The sequence below is a fragment of the Paenibacillus sp. SZ31 genome, assembly GCF_012912005.1.
In the GTDB taxonomy this organism is placed as follows: Bacteria; Bacillota; Bacilli; order Paenibacillales; family Paenibacillaceae; genus Paenibacillus.
This window is the reverse complement of the sequence record NZ_JABBEA010000017.1, coordinates 1-20077: the sequence shown is the minus strand read 5'-3', so window position 1 is coordinate 20077 and position 20077 is coordinate 1. Positions and strand designations below refer to the sequence as shown.

The 20077-nt window shown below is 45.8% G+C and carries 24 protein-coding genes and 1 other annotated feature; of the genes, 2 read left to right on the top strand and 22 right to left on the bottom strand.

Features of this window, described 5'->3' with window-relative positions; translation table 11 throughout:
* Positions 1-257 precede the first annotated feature (257 nt).
* The 18 genes from HF638_RS23865 to HF638_RS23780 form a co-directional block, all read right to left on the bottom strand.
* Complete coding sequence (locus HF638_RS23865; RefSeq protein ID WP_169482448.1) at positions 258-1037, bottom strand: hypothetical protein; 780 nt, start codon at positions 1035-1037, stop codon at positions 258-260.
* A 46-nt stretch (positions 1038-1083) separates the two neighbouring features.
* Positions 1084-1434 (bottom strand): 2Fe-2S iron-sulfur cluster-binding protein, encoded by a 351-nt coding sequence (locus tag HF638_RS23860; RefSeq protein WP_169482447.1) that lies wholly within the window; start codon positions 1432-1434, stop codon positions 1084-1086.
* Positions 1435-1454: 20 nt separating this feature from the next.
* The gene (locus tag HF638_RS23855) at positions 1455-2069 is read right to left on the bottom strand and encodes a hypothetical protein (protein ID WP_169482445.1); all 615 of its coding nucleotides are present in this window, start codon (positions 2067-2069) and stop codon (positions 1455-1457) included.
* A gap of 83 nt (positions 2070-2152) precedes the next feature.
* Complete coding sequence (locus HF638_RS23850; RefSeq protein WP_017687688.1) at positions 2153-2332, bottom strand: DUF2768 family protein; 180 nt, start codon at positions 2330-2332, stop codon at positions 2153-2155.
* Between the two features lie 173 nt (positions 2333-2505).
* Positions 2506-2781 (bottom strand): stage VI sporulation protein F, encoded by a 276-nt coding sequence (locus HF638_RS23845; RefSeq protein WP_017687687.1) that lies wholly within the window; start codon positions 2779-2781, stop codon positions 2506-2508.
* Between the two features lie 102 nt (positions 2782-2883).
* Entirely contained in the window at positions 2884-3924 is a 1041-nt protein-coding gene (locus HF638_RS23840) for an NAD(P)H-dependent glycerol-3-phosphate dehydrogenase (protein WP_169482444.1), read from the bottom strand.
* Positions 3917-4540 (bottom strand): glycerol-3-phosphate 1-O-acyltransferase PlsY, encoded by a 624-nt coding sequence (gene plsY, locus HF638_RS23835; protein ID WP_062835203.1) that lies wholly within the window; start codon positions 4538-4540, stop codon positions 3917-3919. The genes HF638_RS23840 and plsY overlap by 8 nt, the downstream gene beginning before the upstream one ends.
* A gap of 11 nt (positions 4541-4551) precedes the next feature.
* The gene (der, locus tag HF638_RS23830) at positions 4552-5874 is read right to left on the bottom strand and encodes a ribosome biogenesis GTPase Der (protein WP_169482442.1); all 1323 of its coding nucleotides are present in this window, start codon (positions 5872-5874) and stop codon (positions 4552-4554) included.
* A gap of 185 nt (positions 5875-6059) precedes the next feature.
* Positions 6060-7274, bottom strand: coding sequence for a 30S ribosomal protein S1 (gene rpsA / locus HF638_RS23825; protein WP_062835205.1), 1215 nt, complete (start codon positions 7272-7274; stop codon positions 6060-6062).
* 141 nt (positions 7275-7415) lie between these two features.
* Positions 7416-8003, bottom strand: coding sequence for a lysophospholipid acyltransferase family protein (locus HF638_RS23820; RefSeq protein WP_169482441.1), 588 nt, complete (start codon positions 8001-8003; stop codon positions 7416-7418).
* Positions 8000-8704: a (d)CMP kinase gene (gene cmk / locus HF638_RS23815; RefSeq protein WP_169482439.1), complete on the bottom strand. Its 705-nt coding sequence runs from the start codon at positions 8702-8704 to the stop codon at positions 8000-8002. Before cmk ends, HF638_RS23820 begins: the two co-directional genes overlap by 4 nt.
* Before the next feature lie 103 nt (positions 8705-8807).
* The gene (locus HF638_RS23810; RefSeq protein WP_169482438.1) at positions 8808-9032 is read right to left on the bottom strand and encodes a hypothetical protein; all 225 of its coding nucleotides are present in this window, start codon (positions 9030-9032) and stop codon (positions 8808-8810) included.
* 63 nt (positions 9033-9095) lie between these two features.
* The gene (locus tag HF638_RS23805; RefSeq protein ID WP_169482437.1) at positions 9096-9749 is read right to left on the bottom strand and encodes a flagellar brake protein; all 654 of its coding nucleotides are present in this window, start codon (positions 9747-9749) and stop codon (positions 9096-9098) included.
* A gap of 147 nt (positions 9750-9896) precedes the next feature.
* The gene (gene ypeB / locus HF638_RS23800; RefSeq protein WP_169482436.1) at positions 9897-11243 is read right to left on the bottom strand and encodes a germination protein YpeB; all 1347 of its coding nucleotides are present in this window, start codon (positions 11241-11243) and stop codon (positions 9897-9899) included.
* Positions 11244-11364: 121 nt separating this feature from the next.
* Complete coding sequence (locus tag HF638_RS23795; RefSeq protein ID WP_167350887.1) at positions 11365-11535, bottom strand: hypothetical protein; 171 nt, start codon at positions 11533-11535, stop codon at positions 11365-11367.
* A gap of 116 nt (positions 11536-11651) precedes the next feature.
* Positions 11652-12347 carry a glutamic-type intramembrane protease PrsW gene (gene prsW, locus HF638_RS23790; RefSeq protein WP_062835211.1) on the bottom strand — a complete coding sequence of 232 codons (696 nt, stop codon included), beginning with the start codon at positions 12345-12347 and terminating at the stop codon, positions 11652-11654.
* Between the two features lie 43 nt (positions 12348-12390).
* The gene (locus HF638_RS23785) at positions 12391-13005 is read right to left on the bottom strand and encodes a genetic competence negative regulator (protein WP_062835212.1); all 615 of its coding nucleotides are present in this window, start codon (positions 13003-13005) and stop codon (positions 12391-12393) included.
* A 187-nt stretch (positions 13006-13192) separates the two neighbouring features.
* Positions 13193-13546 (bottom strand): hypothetical protein, encoded by a 354-nt coding sequence (locus tag HF638_RS23780; protein ID WP_169482434.1) that lies wholly within the window; start codon positions 13544-13546, stop codon positions 13193-13195.
* Positions 13547-13640: 94 nt separating this feature from the next.
* Here HF638_RS23780 and HF638_RS23775 point away from each other — a divergent pair, with 94 nt between their 5' ends.
* Positions 13641-14537, top strand: coding sequence for a polysaccharide deacetylase family protein (locus HF638_RS23775; RefSeq protein WP_169482433.1), 897 nt, complete (start codon positions 13641-13643; stop codon positions 14535-14537).
* Positions 14538-14582: 45 nt separating this feature from the next.
* Here the strand turns inward: HF638_RS23775 and HF638_RS23770 are convergent, their stop codons facing one another.
* From HF638_RS23770 to HF638_RS23760, 3 genes are read right to left on the bottom strand one after another with little or no spacing between them, the layout of a single operon-like run.
* Positions 14583-15380, bottom strand: coding sequence for a metallophosphoesterase (locus HF638_RS23770; RefSeq protein ID WP_248278255.1), 798 nt, complete (start codon positions 15378-15380; stop codon positions 14583-14585).
* A gap of 29 nt (positions 15381-15409) precedes the next feature.
* Positions 15410-15862, bottom strand: a complete 453-nt coding sequence (locus HF638_RS23765) for a hypothetical protein (protein ID WP_169482430.1) — start codon at positions 15860-15862, stop codon at positions 15410-15412.
* Positions 15859-16452 (bottom strand): CPBP family intramembrane glutamic endopeptidase, encoded by a 594-nt coding sequence (locus tag HF638_RS23760; protein WP_169482429.1) that lies wholly within the window; start codon positions 16450-16452, stop codon positions 15859-15861. Before HF638_RS23760 ends, HF638_RS23765 begins: the two co-directional genes overlap by 4 nt.
* Positions 16453-16788: 336 nt before the next feature.
* Positions 16789-17019: a binding site (T-box leader), on the top strand.
* 198 nt (positions 17020-17217) lie between these two features.
* On the opposite strand from HF638_RS23760, the gene serA reads away from it, so the two are divergent.
* A complete protein-coding gene (gene serA, locus HF638_RS23755) occupies positions 17218-18813 on the top strand; it encodes a phosphoglycerate dehydrogenase (RefSeq protein WP_169482427.1) in 1596 nt (531 codons plus the stop codon).
* A gap of 64 nt (positions 18814-18877) precedes the next feature.
* On the opposite strand, the gene HF638_RS28835 is transcribed toward serA, so the two are convergent.
* Positions 18878-20077: BclA C-terminal domain-containing protein (locus tag HF638_RS28835; RefSeq protein WP_481856170.1), on the bottom strand; the 1200-nt coding region annotated here is incomplete at its 5' end.

Sequence of the window (20077 nt, the reverse complement as noted above, 5' to 3'; positions counted from 1 at the left end):
TCTTATGTATCCGTATGCGGCAATATGACGCGTATTTTTGTTTTTTTATCTTATGGTGATGACATTAGGAGAATCCCCCGATCTCGGACTGCGCGTCTTTATTTCAATCTACTTTATGTGATCCATGAAGCTTTTATGACGGTTACTGCTCATCATTTCAGAACAAAAAAAGAGATATCCCTTATTTGGAATATCTCTTTTTGAACCATTGGAGCCATGGTGGTCATACAGTTATATTATTTAAATTGCAATCATGCTTATTTTATTGGCTGTGCAACTGGTGCATTATTTTGCCAAGCATAGGGAACCGATTTTACAGGTACGAAGTAGGAGTGTTCCAATAGAAAATCCCGCACATCTTCACTCTCGAATGGAGACACATCAGACTTTTCCACCGCCTGCATAATGTCAAAAGCATAATCCACATAGACCTTGCCTTCGTCATCCATCATAAAAGGTAACGCCTGACCTGAATATACACTATTCAGCGTAATGGAAGGAGTACCTGCCTGAGCCGCCTGCTCCATATCCACAGCGTATAACCCCGGATACAGTTCTTCCCCGCTTGGCAGCTTATTGTTATGTACGGACTTATATTGATTAACCATTCGTTGCACATCGTTTACTTTCTGTACGGTCAGTAGATCCATCACTTTCACGTTGGGATTCACTTCTTCGTCCTGAATAAGGAAGTAAGCGCTACCACCACTTTCAAAAGCAGTTCCCGGTATTTCATCCAGATACCCCAGTTGTTTCAACTTGGGCAGATCCACTCTGAACTTTTCATATTTTGGTGTAGCCATATCTGCATTGATGATTGGCAAAATCCCCTCATCCTGCTGGAATGTCTCTACCGCACTCTGAATACGACTCACACTTTCCCGATAGGCTATCTTAGGGTCCGAATTGCTCTGGGATGGATACATACAACCACTTGCTGTAAAAGCAAACAACAGGAATAACAGCAGACCGCCCATCTGATGCATCGGACGCCGCGGTCCGCTCCCTTTAACACAGTTTGGCTTGTTCCTAATCATCCGCATCCTCCTTGAATAACTCATTAGAGAATCAATTTCATAATGCTCAGAACCAGTCGTCTTCCTGTTGCTGACGTTCCAGTTGTTTCCGGATGGCTGCCTTCAGCGGGTCCTCAGGAACATGAACCGATAGAGATCCACACACCTTGGCCTGACAGGACAGTCGTGTACCTGATTCCAACAGTGAACCCAGCTTACGCTTTTCTGCGTCTGTTGGTGGATACAGTTCCGTCCGATGTTCTCCGTCCACGTTCACTTTGCACATCAGGCAAGCCGCTTTACCATCACATCTGGTCGTAATCTTGACTCCTGCACGTCGTGCTGCATGCAGAAGTGTTGCCCCTGGTTTGAGCGCTATCGATTTGTTCATGGGTAAAAAAGTAACTTTATAGTCCATCATTTTCCTCCCTCAACCAACTATACCCATGCAAAGCCAACAAGTTCTTCCACTTCTGCTCTGAAGCGGCTTGTCCATACATTCTGTTGACTTAACCTTGTCATTATAGGTTGATGTACAAGTGGTTGCTGACGCATCTTTGTCGCAATGGGTACATAACGATCTTCACGACCTCGCAGCAGATTAAACAACAGCTCATGCGCAAGAGGCATCAGTCGCAGGGTATGCGAACCCACTTGTGCTACTGGTGCATGCGGAGCAAGTACATGTTCAATCTCGATACGGTACCAACTTTTGCGAGCCCATATTTCGAAACCACCAACCAGTTCCAGCGCACATGCACCAACCTGATAGTGGCTTAGCAGCGAAGCATAAGGTCCAGTCTTATCCACTGTAGGCTCGTCGAGCATTTCCCCCGGAGCGATTCGGTGAAGTTCCTTAGCAGCAGCGACATCCGCATAGATATCAATATCTCTGGGAGCCTGTTGCAACTCCACCCCCTGAAGCAGCAACCCACAGCTTCCTCCAAGCAACCATGTCTGTGGCTGTGTGTTCCAGGCTTTGGCCGTTTCCAGCAAAGCCGCGTGTAATTCCGGATAACACTCTGTCCGACCCTCCGTATCATGCGGCCCCATAGGCTCACACTCCCCTCATCCGTGTTCATTGTGTCAGTTCTTATGATGTGCTTATGCGGATGTTATCCTTCAGGCATAGGAAATCAGGTCAGAGAAGCGATTCCACCGAAAAAGCCAATCAGCATAATCAAAAATGCAATTAAGGAAAGAATCCCCCGTACAATGCCTTTTGTTTTGGCACGAGCAAACGTAATCAGGAATACAGATAGTCCCATAATGAGGATGGCGACCAATGACAGCCACATCTTGTCCATTGCGCTCATAATCCAGCAGTCTCCCCTTCAGTCCGATATTCATCACTGACACTGTGACAATTGCAACCATTATAACACGAAATTCAGCTCAACTTTCCAAAAAAAAGACAAAAAAGCAAGCCGGCAGGAGCCGACTCGTCTTTTTGTCTTACTGGATCACCTGCACAAGCAGGCGTGATCTATTATTTTTTCATCATCATTTTCATTAACGATTCCATACTGCTCGGATTCAATCCGCTTTTCTTGACCGCACTCACAATATCCTTAACCGTATCCTCAGATACCGGAACTTTCGCCATGGCGGATACTTGTTTGATCAATTGGCGCAACTGAGCTTCATTCTGAATCGTCGTTGGTTTCACCGTGCTTGCCAATTTCTTGACTGCACCTTCTGTTATCGTTTTACCCGTTTTCTTGTTGATTGCATTCAGCGCATCTTTCGAAATGTTGTTACCCATTCGTCTCCCCTCCTCCGGCAATACTCATGTGTATAGTATGAGTCCGCCATAGAAAAGGTGAATAAGCTTCTTATTTCACAAGGTACGTTTAGGTAATTACAATCAGGAATGCCATTGCTCCCAGGTTTCAAGCTTCATGACTTCCATTTCAGTCTTCGGGTCACGTCCCATCAAGGCTTCAACCGCATCACGCGGCTGTCTCTCCTGGAATAAAACGTGATACAACTGATCTGCAATCGGCATTTGCACACCGTATTTTTGCGAGATGAAATAGGCAGCTTGTGTGGTTCGAATGCCCTCCACCACCATGCCCATGGACTTCAGGACATCATCCAGCTTCTGTCCTTGGCCCAACATGGAACCCGCTCTCCAGTTCCGGCTGTGCTGACTTGTAGCTGTTACAACCAGATCCCCGATTCCGGCAAGTCCCGAAAACGTTAACGGATTTGCGCCCATCTCTACACCAATACGTGTAATCTCTGCCAGACCGCGAGTTAACAACGCTGCTTTGGCATTATCACCGAATTGAAGACCATCGGACATGCCTGCACCAAGAGCAATGATGTTTTTGAATGCGCCTGCCAGTTCAACACCAAGCATGTCCCGATTCGTATAAACACGGAAATAGGCATTCATAAACAAAGCTTGGGCCGCCTCGGCAGATGCCTTATCCAATGAGGCCACAACAACTGTCGTTGGGCAACGCTTCACCACTTCTTCCGCATGGCTTGGGCCAGAAAGCACAACAACACGTCCTTCTTCACATTCCAGCTCTTCTGAAATGACTGTGGACATCCGTTTCAGGCTTTCTGTCTCAAAACCTTTGGTGGCATGAATGATTAACATCTCAGGCTTATAATAAGCCTTAAGCTGATTCGTAACTGCACGCATGGCTGAAGAAGGCGCAACAATTAACACAGCTATCGCGCCTTCCACTGCAGCTTCCATATCATTGGTTGCCTGAATCCGTGGTGAAAGTTCTGCATCCGGAAGATAGCGAGTATTGGTGTGCTTGTTATTGATTTCTGTAGCTTGGTCTTCACCACGCGTCCACATCATCACGTCCAACTGATTGGCGGCAAGTACACTGGCCAGAGCCGTTCCCCAGCTCCCAGCGACCAGGACAGCAACTTTTTTAGACAACTCGTTTACCCCCTCCAGGGTTTTTCGATCCCAATTTATTTTCCTGTCCTTTGGCGAGCTTCGCAATATTGGTACGATGTCTCCAGAACGCAAACAGACAAATAATCAGACTCCCCCAGAAGATATTCATTGAATATCCGGGTAATACCAAAATAAAGATGGGTGTAAATGCTACAAAAATTAGAGACCCCAATGAAACATATCGTGTCAATACAATAGACAGAATGGCGATCACCCCAGCACATAACGCAGGCAGGAAAGCAAGGCTTACCAGAACACCAATGGCAGTCGCGATCCCTTTTCCTCCACGGAAATGGAAGTAAAGCGGCCAGTTATGTCCTGCAATGGCTGCTATACCACTGAGTGCAGGAATCCAGGCAGAACCATCGCCCAGCCAGATTCCAATCCATACAGCTGCAACACCCTTAAGTACATCAAGCAGCAGAACAGCAATTGCTGGTCCTTTACCCAAAATACGCAACGTATTGGTAGCTCCTGCATTTCCGCTTCCGTGCTGACGAATATCGATCCCCCGTATCGCTTTTGCAAGGAGGACACTAAAGCTGATTGAACCGAGCAGATAACTCAGTACAATCGCTGCGATTTGTAAAATCACACACTTCTCCCCTAACTTTCGTCGGACTTCCTCCGAGTAAATATGCGAATTGGTGTTCCTTCGAAATCAAACGCTGCACGGATTTTATTCTCCAGATAGCGCTCATATGAGAAGTGCATCAATTCCGGATCGTTCACAAAAACAACCATGGTCGGAGGCTTAACGGCAACCTGAGTCACATAGTTAATTCTCATTCTCCGTCCTTTATCCGTTGGCGGAGGGTTAATAGCTACTGCATCCGATACAACATCGTTAAGCAGATGCGTTTGTACACGTAACGAGTGTTGGTCCGCTACACGTTTTACAACTGGCAACAGTTTTTGTAAGCGTTGTTTTGTGAGGGCTGACAAAAATACGACCGGAGCATAAGTCATAAACAGGAAGTGATCCCGAATTTTCTTCTCAAACTCTTTCATCGTCTTGTCATGCTTCTCTACCACGTCCCATTTGTTTACGACAAACAAAGACGCTTTACCCGCTTCAAATGCATAACCTGCAATATGCTTGTCCTGTTCAATAATGCCTTCTTCACCATTAATGACAATCAGAACAACATCTGCACGCTCAATCGCACGCATGGCACGCATTACACTGTATTTCTCGGTTGTTTCATATACTTTACCACGCTTACGCATACCTGCTGTATCAATCAGCACGTAACGTTGGCCGTCTTTTTCAAAAGGTGTATCAATCGCATCCCGGGTCGTTCCAGCCACGTCACTTACAATGACACGCTCTTCACCCAGAATCGCGTTAACCAGTGAAGATTTACCCACATTAGGACGTCCGATCAGAGCTACACGAATGACATCCTCATCGTAAACCTCTTCCTCAAGTTCAGGCAACTTCTCCACAATCGCATCAAGCAAATCACCTACACCTGTACCGTGACTTCCGGATACGCCGATGGGCTCACCGAAACCGAACCCATAAAACTCATAAATGAGCTCACTTCGTCCGATATTATCCACTTTGTTAACGGCTACAACAATAGGCTTGCCTGAGCGGTACAACATCTCTGCGACCTCTTCATCCGATTGCGTGATTCCAGCTTTTGCATCACACATGAATACAATAACATCCGCTTCTTCAATAGCGAGCTCTGCTTGCATCCGGATGGATTTTAAGATGACATCCTCACCATCAATTTCGATACCACCTGTATCAATAATACTGAATGGTTTACCGTTCCATTCGCCGATTCCGTAGATTCGGTCACGGGTAATGCCCGGCTTGTCTTCCACAATGGCCAGTCTGTCGCCGATGATCCGATTGAAAATGGTGGATTTACCCACGTTCGGTCGTCCGACAATTGCCACAACGGGTCTTGCCATACATTCCACTCCTCCTGTCCATACTTACGATACTCATCATAGCAAAAAAGATATGTCTTGGCTAACGTTTCATGCCAAAATACTCGCAATAAAAACAATCGGCGAACCCGCCTGGGGCTCGCCGATCTTGCTTTTATTATTCAGCAAAATATGCAGTATATAACTAAGAACCATGCATTGTTAACTTATTTGAATTTGCTGAGTTTGTCACCAAACAGTTCGCCGAGCGTAGTGCTCATACCTTGATTGTTCAAGGAAACGTTTGGATTGTTGATTTCTTCACGTGGAGCGTTGTTTCTTGCAGGTCTTTCTGATTTTTGTGGTTGAGCTGGAGCTTCTTCTGTTTCTTTGATGCTCAAGCTTACACGTTGCTCAGAAGGATTCATGTCCAAGATTTTAACTTGAACTTCTTGTCCTTCTTTCAGCACTTCATGAGGAGTGCCGATGTGTTTGTGGGAGATTTGCGAGATATGCACAAGTCCCTCAACACCAGGAGCGATTTCAACAAATGCACCGAAGTCTACCAGACGTTTTACAACACCTGTTACGATATCGCTGGAATTGAATTTTTCGCTAGCTGTTTCCCAAGGACCTGGTTGAACAGCTTTCATGCTCAGGCTGATTTTGCCTTTTTCAGGGTCAACTTTCAGCACTTTCACACTAACTTTATCACCTTCAGACAGAACGTCGGATGGTTTTTCAACGTGAGTCCAAGCCAGCTCGGATACGTGAACCAAACCGTCAACTCCGCCCACATCAACAAATGCGCCGAATTGAGTCAAACGTTGTACTGTACCTTCGATGACTTGACCTTCTTGCAAACCAGCCATAACAGTCGCTTTGTTTGCTTCGAATTCTTGCTCCAGTACGTCTTTTTGGGAAAGGATCACTTTGTTGTTCTCACGGTCGATCTCTTTCACTTTAACACGCAGTGTGCGTCCTTTGTAGTCGCTGAAGTCTTCAACGAAATGGCGCTCAACCATGGAAGCCGGGATAAATCCACGTACGCCCACGTCTGCTACCAGACCGCCTTTAACAACGTCACCTACAACAACTTCGAATACGTCTTGGTCTTCAAAATGCTTTTGCAATTGATCCCATGCGTTTTCGCTGTCGATTGCACGTTTGGACAGAACGAGTTTTTCTTTCTCGTCGTCGATGCTAAGAACTTTAGCTTCAACTTCTTGTCCAACTTCTACTGCATCAGACGCGCTGTCAACATGCAATGAAGACAGTTCACGAATTGGAATGACACCGTCATATTTATATCCAATGCTCACATAGGCTTGGTTATCTTCCAATTTGACGATGGTTCCTTTTACGGTATCTCCTTTTTTCAAGGAAACGAATTGATCCAACTCATCTTGGGTTGCTTCTTGATTTTTCATTTCTTCCGACATGTCAAATACCCTCCTCAATTCAAAAACCCCATTATATTCAAACCTGCCTGTAGCAGAGTTCAAAACACTTTCATCACTGAGTACTACAACTTAGTCTCCCTCAAAAATATGGAAACATGCACTCAGCTACTGACGAAGCCATTACTTGCTTGGCACGCCCGTTTGCACCATTTCGTTAATCTTGGACATAATCTTCTCAGTCGCTTTCTCCAGAGTTTCTCCGGATGGGTCTTCCTTGAACTCGTCCAAACTTACCGGTGCTCCGTATACAACTTTCATCTTACGAAAAACCTTGTAGTTACCGATAATAGCAGTAGGAATAACTGTAGCGCCACTGCGGAGAGCAAAACTCGCTGCTCCTTTTTTGCCGATACCTCCATCATTATGACGGCTTCCCGAGGGGAAGATTCCGAGCACTTCACCATCACGCAAAATATTGAGTGAGGTCTTGATGGATTCCTTGCTGACACCTCCACGTTTAACGGGGAAAGCGCCCACGGCTTTAATAATTCGGCCGAGTACCGGAATTTCAAACAATTCGCTTTTGGCCATGAAGCGCACCTGACGGCGAATTTTGATACCAACAGTTGGAGGATCGAAGTTACTTATATGATTGGAACATAAAAGTACGCCGCCTTCTTTCGGAATATTCTCCCGTCCAACGGCCTCCAAGCGGAAAAGAATGGTGTAAATGATCCGCAGTAATGTGCTGCAAAATGTGTAAATCATAGACCGATCTCTCCTCTGACCATTGTGCAATAAGATACGATTTTGTCAACCACTTCATGGATGTTCATCTCAGTTGTATCAAGAACGATAGCATCCTCAGCACAACGAAGCGGGGAAATTTCCCGATTCTCATCCAATTTGTCACGGGTGGCAATGTCTCGCTCCAGTTGTTGCAACGTCAGTCCTTCAGAGGGGTCCAGTTCTTTGAAGCGGCGAAGCGCACGCTCTTCCACACTGGCAGTCATGAAGATTTTCACTTCCGCATCGGGCAGTACTGTCGTTCCGATATCGCGTCCATCCATGACGACGCCCTTGCGCAAAGCCATTTGCCGCTGAGTATCCACTAATTGCGTACGCAGCCCCTCGATTTGCGCATATCGGGACACGATTCCCGTCACTTCACGGGAGCGGATTTCCGAGGTTACTTCTTCCCCATTACAGAACACTTTCTGTCCGTCGGGATCCGGTTGTAAATCAATGACCAGCTCTTGGGCTTCCTGAAGTACCTGTGTCACATCTTCCGGTGTAATACCTTTCCGAAGCATATGCAAGGTTACCGCACGGTACATTGCGCCTGTGTCGACGTAGACATACGCGAGCGCCTCTGCAACCAATCGGGCCACCGTGCTTTTCCCGGCACCGGCAGGTCCGTCAATTGCAACGTTCATTTTCCCGTTCTCTGATGTGTTCTGGCTTGCCAACGGGGCATTCCTCCTCAAACGATAAACCTCAATAAAAAAACAGGCATTGCCTGCATCGTGAAAATTATACCACACTCTACACATGGATGCAAAAACAGACAAATCAACGACGTTCGGGATCATTCATCGTTTGCACTTGAATTGGCGTTCCTTCCAGGCGATCAATAGTGGTCATATTCTTTTTGAAGCCAGGTACTAACAACAGCAATTGATACACCACAAGCAGGATTAGAAGGGCTGTAATCAGAATCATAACCCTCCGTTCCATTCGCCTGGAGAAAACATAGTAGAGCCGTTCATATCTGCGGGTTGCATGACGATGATTCATGACAGATCCTCCATTTTTTTCATTACGGTACCCGCAGATTCCTCTTTTTATGCCACAACATTCCTATTTCGTACGGTAGTCCAATTGTCGTTCAAAACAAAATTTGATGATCTTCTGGCGTTCCGAATCTGAAATCTGCACAAATTTCAGCATGCACAGCAATCTACCGGTTTCCAGTGTTTTGATCCGTACGACTTCAGCCTCAAAGTTCACATGCTCAATTGTTGAATTGCGATATGGAACAAGTAACCAGCATTTCAGCTTTTGACCTTCAGCTATCGAAAATCCTGCTTCGCCATAGATGGACAATCCACCGCCACCAATATCTTCTGTCAATCCCACGGCACGGGTCAGATCCTCACTCTGAATGGCCATTTCAAGGTTTGCATGAACACGAAGAAAGCTGCGGCGTTGAATTTTGGATATCTCGTTTGGAAGCGGCTTTCGGATACGGACAAGACGGACCACATCCTCTTCAAATCCGGTGACATAGGTATTAAAATAATGCCGAACTCCATCCTCTGTAACATATGAAATGGACAATTCCTCGCCAAAAAAGAGCCTTTTCAGACGACTGCTTCCCTGTTGCATCGGGACCTCAATCAGAAAACTACTGTCATCCATGTCTGCAATGCGTGATTTGTACTCTTTGTTTTCCTCTTTTTCATCTGCCGAAGCAATCTGGATGTATAAAATTTCATTTATATTAGGAAACAATTGGTTCACCGCCACTTTATGTATTTATCTTCGTATGTACAAGGACTATTATACCATGACCTTTCTCACATTGAACAAGAAAAAACAGACCACATCGTGGTCTGCCGTAATTTTTTGTGCGATTGAAGTTCAGAGAACGCTAGCTGTTTATGAGGTTGCGTTGACCGGTTTGATCTCCTCCACCGCTTCTTCAATACCTGTATTCGCATTAATGTATATCCGGTAACGAGAACCGTTTATTTTCCCTCCGAATTCATAACACAGTACCTCTTTGCTGTAATCATTTTCAATCAGAGATTTGCGAACATAATTTTCTTTGAATTCCGAATTAAGCTTCTGACGCGCCTGTTGCTCCGTAAGAGTTGCTTTCGGAACTTTGCGCTTGTCATTATGTTCGTAGACAAAGTCACTCGCTTGGAAGCCGGTTACTTCGCCTGTATCCAACCCAACACGAACTGACATTTTTTCAGGATAAATCAACGTGTCCCCTTGCTTGTGCACATAAGTAAGGTTACCCAGATTACCATATTCATCGTAGTTGACAGCTTTCATATCCTTATAGCCTTTATTCATTAGGAACTGATCTGCTTTAGCCATGGCATTCTGACGAGATACTTTTTTGGTTCCAATTGGACGTGTATCACTATAAGAGATGAGCATTCCGCCATTGCGAGTGAAATCCATCATCAGTTTTCCATTCTTAGCGTGATCAATCGTCGCCGTGTAGGATTCCCAGTCTGTCCCTTTGCCGTTCTCCTGCACTTGAATTTTGTTACTATCCGCTTCAGAGAATTTCGCAGCCTTGCTCTGAATCTGTTCTTTGGTCAGCGGCAAACCATCCAGTTTCTTCACCGTGCGTTTGGCATAAATACTGGATACGGAAGGGCCCCAATCAAGCTCCGGGTACTCCTGTACCTTTTTGTTTACGGTACGAAAACCATCGACGATCGTGTTGTCCATCGTTTGCTCTTGCGTTGCCATCGCAGTCTCCGCATCCATCCAGCGTAAACGGTCCGTGAGAACTTTCTGCTGTACATCCTGCAGATTCTTGGTAATCTCGGATGAATTCTGATACAACTTTTTCAGGTTGCCCATTTCCTTCTCACTTAGCGGTTCGTTCGTCAAGTCACGCATCGACGCCCGATAAGCAAAGTTGGAAATACGGGAGAGAAACTCCTCTGTCTCGTTAAAGGGCAGCATGGTGAGTGGCAGTTGGTTGATCTCATTCTGCGCTTCACTGGTGAGTCGCCATACATTCATCAAACCTTTGCGATGCATCCCCTGTGATGTGGAGTGAACTGCCAAGGTGTTACCAATCTCCGAATGTAATTTGTCCATATGAAAAGATAAATCGTGAAAGGCACGCTGATATTGATTCTCTGCCTTGATCAGTATTGCATTCTTCTCCTGATTCTCCTGATAGCCCCATACGAGCGCACCGACCAGCAGGACCGCAAATATCGGAAACATAACTGAACTTAATCGTTTATACATCGGTAGAGTCTCCTTTCTTCTAAACCACTACCTCTATTGTGGATCGAAGAAAGATCTCTTATGCATGCGATTTCCAGTCCTTACACAAGCAGGCTGCTAAAGTCCCGTTTGGGTCCTCCTTTTAATTCAACTGAACCCCGGTTGCCATGCCTTCCTCTTCGATTTCGAATTGGTCCCTGTTATCACAGAGGCACTGCTTGAATCCTGTCTCAATCCGGCCACGTTCTTTCTTGCCTCGTAATGTAAAACGTTCACCACATTGTTTGCATCTGATTTTAATTTTGATTCTCATCACAACGATCCCCGTTTCTGTTGGTCATTTCCCGGGAGTTTTATCGCAAAAAAATAAAAACACACCAGGGCCGCAGGCGCAATATGCGCTTTATGTCCACCAGTGTGTCCGTATTTTTATAATTTAACCTCTTCCTCCCGCTTCACAAAACGAAAAGGAGAACGGTTATTGGCGCGTGTGATTTTGCCCATTGCCCCATACCACAGGCCCGCCATTAGTGGCGCTATAAACCACAACCAATGATTAACCATAGTGTTCATGATGACATCGTACAGTGCATGCCAGAAAAAAGGTAACACGAGAGAAAGAACCAGGTACCACCGCTTTTTCTTGCCACCGATAAACTTGGCCTTGCCCATGTAATACCCCATGATTACCGCAAACATGGCATGCCCTGAAACAGGGAGCAGTGCCCGGAGGAACATGGCTGAGACGGATGCATTCCCCGCAAAGGCGTACAACACATTCTCAACTGTCGCAAATCCAAGTGAAACAGCAACTGCATATAAGATCCCGTCATACGGCTCATCAAATTCGGTGTGATTGTAGATGATATGATAAAGCACGAACCATTTGACGAATTCTTCCACACCACCTGAGATCAAAATGGCCTCAAGATAAGGATTATCCCCGAGCCACATCATCATACCACGCTGAATAATCATCACAGGCAGTACCATCAGAATTCCCATGAGGAAAACTCGTAATACCATATGAAGTGGCTCATAATCATAACGGTCTTTCAGGTAAAAGTATGTTAACAAGGCGAGACCCGGGGCAACTGCTGCCGCTAAGACCGAAAACAAAAGCACCGAAATTCCCTCCTCTGACTAAAGACGCGATTACAACTAGAGATTAATCCTGGCGTTTGAAGTGGGTGCAGATAACATCAATCGCTTGCTCAGAAATAATAACCTTACCATACTCTTCCATAACTGCTGGAGTAACCGAAGAACCTTCACCAAATTCAGCAAGCAAGGCAATCAATGCCGCATGTTTGGTTGAATCCACCTCATCTGGTTCCAAATGCAGGAACCACTTGTCTTTATAAGAATAAAGTCTCCCAGCATCCGTAACATGCTGACGCAACATATGTGCAGCTTCAATGAGCACTTCAAAGTCCTTGAACGCATAAACGATGGAATCGCTTTGCTCGAGTGTAACTTCCATTTCATATACTTCTTCAGGAAGATCATCTTCATGACCTGAACCATATTGTTGCGGATCATATTTTCCACGGGTGACAATGACAACCATCCCTTGAGCGGGAAGTGCGAATACTTCGACAGCAAGTGGACCAGTGGCATCAAATCCAAGTTCGGAATAGGCCTGATCCATCATTTCAGTGAACAGTTCATGAACCTTAGGTATTTCCTGCCACATATCTTCTTTTTGTATTCCGCGCTCGCTCAGATCGTCAAAGGTCAGGAAAATCCGTATCTTATCGTGACTTAGTCGTTCTATTTTCATACAGGATCTCCCCTTTATAAGCAAGTCTTATAACAGATTATGAAGCACAAAACAATATGTGCTGAAAATAAATCTATGTAGTTATGTTATCATTTTATACCTCTAAATGCACGAAGTAAAATCGACAAAAAAAGAATCATACCACAGCAAATCAATACTGTGGATGATTCTAATTGGAGGTTTTGGTTTATAAACCCGGTACTGTTGTGTTTGTTTGAGTTAAAATCTGCTCAACTTCATGCTTCACATCCGGATTGGTGCGAATAAAATCTTTGAGCATGCTCATATTCGCTTCTTTTTCCTGCGGAGTGATTGTGCTTACGTTTTTTGCTGCTGGGCTTTTGTGTGATTCGCCATGTTGATTTTGCTTGCTGGTGAACCCATCCATACCCGGGAAAGTCATCTCCATCATCTTATGTTTTGCCTGATCCATCATGTTTCGTGATGAACCCGAAGACAGCATGGGCAACTTGCCTTTAGACAGCCACGAGCTGGCTGCTACGCCAATTACAATGCCCCAAAAAAAGGATGACGCCTTCATTACACCAACCTCCTTTAAGTGTTAAAATCACATGTAGTGTTTGCGGGAGCGAGCGATCTCATTCCGTATAAATACAGGAAAGCGAGTTGAAATCATGTTCAGACATACCGCCGCATTGATTATAGCTGCAAGTTTGCTGCTATCAGCCTGTGGGGCAGCGGAAGAAAAAACATCAGAAAATTCGGCACCAGCGAGCGAACCCACTACCACAATTCAAGAAGAGCAACGTGATTCTAACCCAAGTGAAACCGGAGAACCCGGAACTGAAGTGACTCAGCCTTCAACGGGCGAATCAACTGCGCCAGAAGAAGAACCTGAACCTGCAGAGCAGGGTTCTGCAGAAGAGAAAGTGGAACAGACGTATCATATGAATGAAAATTATTATATTAAACCGAATGATGAGACGAGCCCAAGCAAAGTGGTCTTGTTAACTTTTGATGATGGACCCAAAGAAGAAAAAATGATTACTTCACTAATCGACACTTTAGATAAACATAACGCTAAAGCGATATTTTTCGTCAATGGATATCGGGTGAAAAGCCATCCGGAATTGCTCAAACTCATCCATGAACGGGGTCAGATTGTAGGCAATCATGCCTGGGATCATGAGGATCTCAAAAAAATGTCTATCGCTGAGGCGGCAAAACAGGTTACAGATGTCCAAAAAATAGTGAAGGACACCATCGGTGAGGAACCGCAATTCTTCCGCCCCCCTTTTGGATCGGGTAATGATGCACTAAAGACTACTGTGAAAAAAAATGACATGTTATACATGACGTGGTCTAATGGTTCGCTTGATTGGGATAAAAGCACCAAAAACAAACCAGAAAAAGTTATTCAAAATGTACTGGACCAGTTAAATCCCGGTAGCAATATTTTGATGCACGAGTTGCCATGGACGGTTGAAGCATTGGATGAGTTGCTAACCAAGCTCGAAAAGAAAGGCTATTCCTTTGTCGATCCGCGTGCAATTGAATTGGAAGCTCGTTAATTCTTAATTTTGCGCATCAAAATGAAACAGCCTTGATCCAATGGATCAAGGCTGTTTTTCTATGAGTGCTTTTTTCGCAGGCACTCTTAACGTAATGATGTGCATCTCCGCAGGACAACCTAGTCGGAGAGGAAGATGATTGGTACCGTATCCTCTGCTAACAAGCATTTTGCCTTCTTGATGAACGTCATCCGGACTGCGCTTAAGGGAATACCACCCATTCGATATGGGACGATACGCTTTGCTCAGGAACACAGGTCCGAAAAAAGGTAATACCAATTGTCCGCCATGTGTATGGCCGCTCAAGATTAGATCTGCATTTTGCTCCAAGCGAAGAGCCTGCAAAGGATCATGCACGATGGCAATTTTGCAAAAACGGTCGCCGACCTGCTCTAGTAATACATCTCCCTGTTTGGAACGATAGTCTATACCGATCAAGCTCACTCTGTCTTTGCCCCTCCGCAAATATACGATGGTATCCTGCAAGAGCTGAACACCAGATTCCCGAAGGATTCGAGCAAGTTGAGCGGTACCCGCCCTCTTGTCATGGTTGCCATACACCGTAAACGAAGGAGCAATGTTCGATAAGAGTTTCATATTATGTCTAACTATGGACCATGAGATTCCTTTTTCCGCAACGTCCCCACCGATCAGAAGCCAGTCCACCTTGTTTTTAAAGTTTTCCAAATCCTTCTGCTTCAGCTTACGTTTGTGCGTGTCGGATACATACAAAATCATAGCCCCGTCAAAGGATGGTGGCAGATGAGGAACTTCAACCTCTTCTTCAATCATTTGATGAACATGGGCTTCACGCCACATATGAAAGAGTAGTACAACTCCCATCAAAATGATTAAACCTGCGATGAATAGCATTACCACGGCAAGGGAAGGAACGTATTCAGAGCAGGTGCCCCTTTTACCCCCCACCAAACTAGACTAATCGTTAACATGACAAAAATAAAAATGAGTGAATTGACAAACCTCTTGCTCAATTTTAGTCGACGTGAAGGATGTAATTCTGTCCGCGTAGGAAGCGAACCCGCTTCGGGGATCGATTCTTCCGTTGATGTTGGCGTTTTTTTGGAGCGTGATGGTGCTCTTTGTGGTAGTACTGGACTTTCCAGCTTTTCTGTATAGGGCTTGCGCTGTGATCTAGGTATGGAAACGGAAGTTATTGGTGTGATAACTCCAACTTCAGCAGCGGCTGACGTTTCAGCAACCAGGCTTACTTGAGAAGCCACCTTACGCTCGGATGTCTCTTTTTTATCCGATTGACGATGGCGCTGACTGCCATATGTCTTCATTCTGCTTAATGGCTGATTCATGATCCCCTCCGAAAACGTATCGCTAATCCGGACACCAAATCAATTATAAAGTGACATAATATAGGCGCCCATAATGTGCCGGATTGCATGTAAATCCAACCCAATCCATAACTTGAGACAAACACCCATCCTGTTGGAATCCAGTGCCGCAAATAACGAATGTGGATAACTGCAAATAAAATACTTGTCCAGTAAGGACCGATGGCATGTTGAATGGCTCCACGGAATAATAATTCCTCACACACAGCAACAATGGCTGCTATACATACAATGTGCCAGATCGGACGCCCACGAAACAACATCTCGTTAATTCCACCGTCATCCATGCTTTCCTGAGGTATAACATACGACAGTACCAAGTCCATAACAAGCATTACGCCAGCAAGACCAAGACCCCACCATATAAATTGGTAATTGTCGGGCCATGCGAGTACATCTAACAAGTTTCGTTTCTGCAATAAAATCCATACAACCCCGATTATCAGTGTTAGACCTTGTGTAAAGTATAGATTGATTAAAAGCAAACGCTCGGTAAGCTGCTGTGGCTCAGCCTTCTGAATCTTGAACTTGGGAATCTTGAATTTTTTCATCGGATGCGTCTGTCCTCTTGAGTTAAATTTGATGGATAACAATTACGTTGTCCAATCGGATAGTATACTAAATGATAGCCAAAAAACCAAATAGGTTCAAGGCCTGCCCGAAGTCCCGGTTTTGAGTCAATGTCATTACTTCATTAAAGCAGTAAAATCCGGTTCGTCAAACAGCATATATTCCATCTCGTTAGGGTATGTATAGTAACTGTTTCATGGCTTATGGTGACTTGGTTTAAGTCTGAATCGAAAGACATCTGCAATCCAATTTAAAACATTTAAGCCTATTGACATGCTCATGTCAGCCATGATACATTATGAAAAAAATTAGTCACGTTAAACACGATGATGGAAAAAAGACGTTGCTTCGTCTTCCAGAGAGCCGATGGTAGGTGTGAATCGGTGGCAGGCAAATGGTCTTGAGCGCTCCTGAGTTATTGCATTGAAATTGGAGTAGGTGCAATCGGTTTAGACCCGTTATCCTCTTCGGTCTTCATTGACCGCTAAGACTGTCGTTGCGAAACGGCGGTGAATTAGGGTGGTACCACGACAACTCTCGTCCCTTATTGCGCAAGCAGTATGTGGATTGAGAGTTTTTTGATTATTTTAAAGGATATCTGTGGGATCACTCTATTTGCTTCACCTTCCCCCTCTGTTGCGACACCGCGTTGTTGGGCGGAAGAATCAACCTGGTTTTAAGGAATACCTCTTCGCTGAGGTCAGACCTTGACGATATAGATACACATACCTAAGGAGGAAGAAACCATGTACAAAGTGTTAGTGTCGGACCCAATCAGTGATCTGGGGATCCAGCAACTGGTGGATGCAAATGATGTTGTTGTTGAAAAGAAAACCGGTCTTAGTGAAGATGAACTTGTTGCCATTATTGGTGACTATGATGCCCTCTTGGTTCGCAGCCAGACTCGTGTTACAGATCGTATTATGACGGCTGGTACCAACCTTAAGGTGATCGGACGTGCAGGCGTTGGTGTAGATAATATTGATCTGGAAGCTGCTACACAACGTGGTATCATCGTTATTAACGCACCTGACGGCAATACCATCACAACCTGTGAGCACACGTTTGCCATGATGATGGCACTGGCACGACACATTCCTCAGGCATACGCCAAAACCATTCAAGGTACGTGGGATCGTAAAACCTTCCTGGGTGTGGAATTAAGAAATAAAACGCTGGGTGTACTGGGCATGGGACGGATCGGTAGTGAGGTTGCCAAGCGCGCCAAAGCATTCGGAATGGACATTCTTGCTTACGACCCGTTCCTCACGGAGGAGCGTGCCGAGAAGCTGCAAGTGAAGCTTGCTAGTGTAGATGATATCATTCGCAATGCGGACTTCATGACCGTTCACACGCCATTAACACCGGAAACACGGCACATGATTTCCCGTCCACAATTCGAAGTTATGAAAAAAGGAATGCGTATCATTAACTGTGCCCGTGGTGGTGTAGTTGACGAGATGGCACTTGTGGAAGCTATTGACGAAGGAATTGTTGCCGGAGCAGCATTTGACGTATTTGAAAGTGAACCACCTGCTCAGGACCACCCATTCCTGAATCATCCTAGCATTATTGTCACACCTCACCTTGGTGCATCCACTGTTGAGGCACAAGAAAACGTAGCGATTGACGTTTCTGAACAAGTTCTTCACATTCTGCGCAATGAACCGTTCAAGAACGCAGTTAACATGCCGGCTGTTGCACCAACGGTTATGAACAAATTGCAGCCTTATTTCAAACTGGGTGAAACACTGGGTAGCTTTGCAGCACAGATTACACAAAATGCAGTGCAGGAGATTCGGATCGACTACGCTGGTGAGCTTTCTGAAGTAGATACATCTCCTCTCACTCGTTACATCGTGAAGGGTATCCTGGCAAGACATTTGGGTGGGGAAGCCAACATCGTCAACTCCATGCATTTGGCCAAAATCCGTGATCTGAATGTGGTTGTAAGCCAAACCTCTGCAACCAAAGGATTTACTAACCTGATTACCGTAACCTTGGTTACGACTCAGGATGCTGAGGAACGTCGTGTAGCAGGGACTTTGCTTGCAGGTTATGGAGAACGTATTGTTCGCCTGGACAAATTCCCAGTAGATATCGCTCCGGAAAGTCATCAAATCTTGATCTCCCATAACGATAAACCAGGTATTATCGGACGTGTAGGAACTCTGCTTGGACAAAATGAGGTCAACATCGCATCCATGCAAGTGGGACGGAAAATCATTGGTGGTGCTGCCATCATGATCCTGACCGTGGATAAAGCCGTTCCAAAAGATGTTCTTGTTCAGCTTGCTGCCCTTCCAGAAATTAATACAGCTGTTGAAATCGTGCTGGAATAGTTACTTATCATTCAGTAGGAATCAAAAGAGACGAACCCCAAAGGGTCCGTCTCTTTTTTTGTAGTTAGCTCAAGCGGATAATGTTAAGCGTGGCACCTGGTGGTGCTAGAACAGCTGTGGCTATCAGCCCGAACAATTGAAGCTGAATGGTCGAACCCGCTGTGGCAGTGATAATAAAATCGGTTGCCAATTGGCTTAGAGAGAGCACTGGTGAGATTACACTCGCCGGTACTACAGCCCCATTAAGCAAAATCCGTGATTGTACGGCGATTGCTGCTGTCAGATTAACTTTGTAACTGATATAGTATCTGCCTGCTGTAGCCAGCGTGAAGGTATCATTCCCTCCATTTACCGTAATACCTGTTCCAATGTTCTGGTTTGCAGGAAGAGCAACGACTGTTCCGCCCAAAATAACAAGGATGGTACCATTCGTATTCTCTGCGTACGAAGAAGCTGCCGTGACCGAGGTTCCTGTCACGCCCGTTGCGCCGGTTGCTCCGGTACTTCCCGTTACGCCAACACCGGTTGCCCCAGTTATACCTGTCGCTCCTGTTCCTCCAGTTGCGCCAGTAACTCCCGTACTTCCCGTTACGCCGACTCCGGTCGCTCCCGTTATACCTGTGGCTCCTGTTCCTCCAGTTGCGCCAGTTGCTCCGGTACTCCCCGTTACGCCGACTCCGGTCGCTCCCGTTATACCTGTTGCCCCTGTTCCTCCAGTTGTACCAGTTGCTCCGGTACTTCCCGTTACGCCGACTCCGGTTGCTCCCGTTATACCTGTCGCCCCTGTTCCTCCAGTTGCGCCAGTAACTCCCGTACTTCCCGTTACGCCGACTCCGGTTGCTCCCGTTATACCTGTCGCCCCTGTTAACCCTGTAATGCCTGTTACTCCTGTTACTCCTGTTTCACCTGTTGATCCTGTACTTCCGGTGACGCCGATTCCAGTGGCTCCTGTAATGCCTGTTGCTCCGGTCAATCCTGTTACCCCAGTAGCACCTGCTACTCCTGTCGATCCCGTACTACCTGTGACGTTGACCCCCGTAGCTCCCGTAACCCCAGTAGCCCCAGTTATTCCTGTGACGCCCGTTGCTCCGGTTTCACCAGTTATCCCTGTTGTTCCGGTACTACCTGTTACGCTAACCCCCGTAGCTCCCGTAGCCCCACTCGCCCCAGTCAATCCTGTGACGCCCGTTGCTCCGGTTTCACCAGTTATCCCTGTTGTTCCCGTACTACCTGTTACGCTAACCCCCGTAGCTCCCGTAACTCC

Excerpts from the sequence above, each read along its gene's own strand:
- HF638_RS23865 (WP_169482448.1), bottom strand. The coding sequence starts at position 1,037 with ATGATTAGGAACAAGCCAAACTGTGTTAAAGGGAGCGGACCGCGGCGT.
- HF638_RS23860 (WP_169482447.1), bottom strand. The coding sequence starts at position 1,434 with ATGGACTATAAAGTTACTTTTTTACCCATGAACAAATCGATAGCGCTC.
- HF638_RS23855 (WP_169482445.1), bottom strand. The coding sequence starts at position 2,069 with ATGGGGCCGCATGATACGGAGGGTCGGACAGAGTGTTATCCGGAATTA.
- HF638_RS23850 (WP_017687688.1), bottom strand. The coding sequence starts at position 2,332 with ATGAGCGCAATGGACAAGATGTGGCTGTCATTGGTCGCCATCCTCATT.
- HF638_RS23845 (WP_017687687.1), bottom strand. The coding sequence starts at position 2,781 with ATGGGTAACAACATTTCGAAAGATGCGCTGAATGCAATCAACAAGAAA.
- der (WP_169482442.1), bottom strand. The coding sequence starts at position 5,874 with ATGGCAAGACCCGTTGTGGCAATTGTCGGACGACCGAACGTGGGTAAA.
- rpsA (WP_062835205.1), bottom strand. The coding sequence starts at position 7,274 with ATGTCGGAAGAAATGAAAAATCAAGAAGCAACCCAAGATGAGTTGGAT.
- HF638_RS23820 (WP_169482441.1), bottom strand. The coding sequence starts at position 8,003 with ATGATTTACACATTTTGCAGCACATTACTGCGGATCATTTACACCATT.
- HF638_RS23810 (WP_169482438.1), bottom strand. The coding sequence starts at position 9,032 with ATGAATCATCGTCATGCAACCCGCAGATATGAACGGCTCTACTATGTT.
- ypeB (WP_169482436.1), bottom strand. The coding sequence starts at position 11,243 with ATGTATAAACGATTAAGTTCAGTTATGTTTCCGATATTTGCGGTCCTG.
- HF638_RS23795 (WP_167350887.1), bottom strand. The coding sequence starts at position 11,535 with ATGAGAATCAAAATTAAAATCAGATGCAAACAATGTGGTGAACGTTTT.
- HF638_RS23785 (WP_062835212.1), bottom strand. The coding sequence starts at position 13,005 with ATGAAAATAGAACGACTAAGTCACGATAAGATACGGATTTTCCTGACC.
- HF638_RS23780 (WP_169482434.1), bottom strand. The coding sequence starts at position 13,546 with ATGAAGGCGTCATCCTTTTTTTGGGGCATTGTAATTGGCGTAGCAGCC.
- HF638_RS23775 (WP_169482433.1), top strand. The coding sequence starts at position 13,641 with ATGTTCAGACATACCGCCGCATTGATTATAGCTGCAAGTTTGCTGCTA.
- HF638_RS23770 (WP_248278255.1), bottom strand. The coding sequence starts at position 15,380 with ATGGGAGTTGTACTACTCTTTCATATGTGGCGTGAAGCCCATGTTCAT.
- HF638_RS23765 (WP_169482430.1), bottom strand. The coding sequence starts at position 15,862 with ATGAATCAGCCATTAAGCAGAATGAAGACATATGGCAGTCAGCGCCAT.
- HF638_RS23760 (WP_169482429.1), bottom strand. The coding sequence starts at position 16,452 with ATGAAAAAATTCAAGATTCCCAAGTTCAAGATTCAGAAGGCTGAGCCA.
- serA (WP_169482427.1), top strand. The coding sequence starts at position 17,218 with ATGTACAAAGTGTTAGTGTCGGACCCAATCAGTGATCTGGGGATCCAG.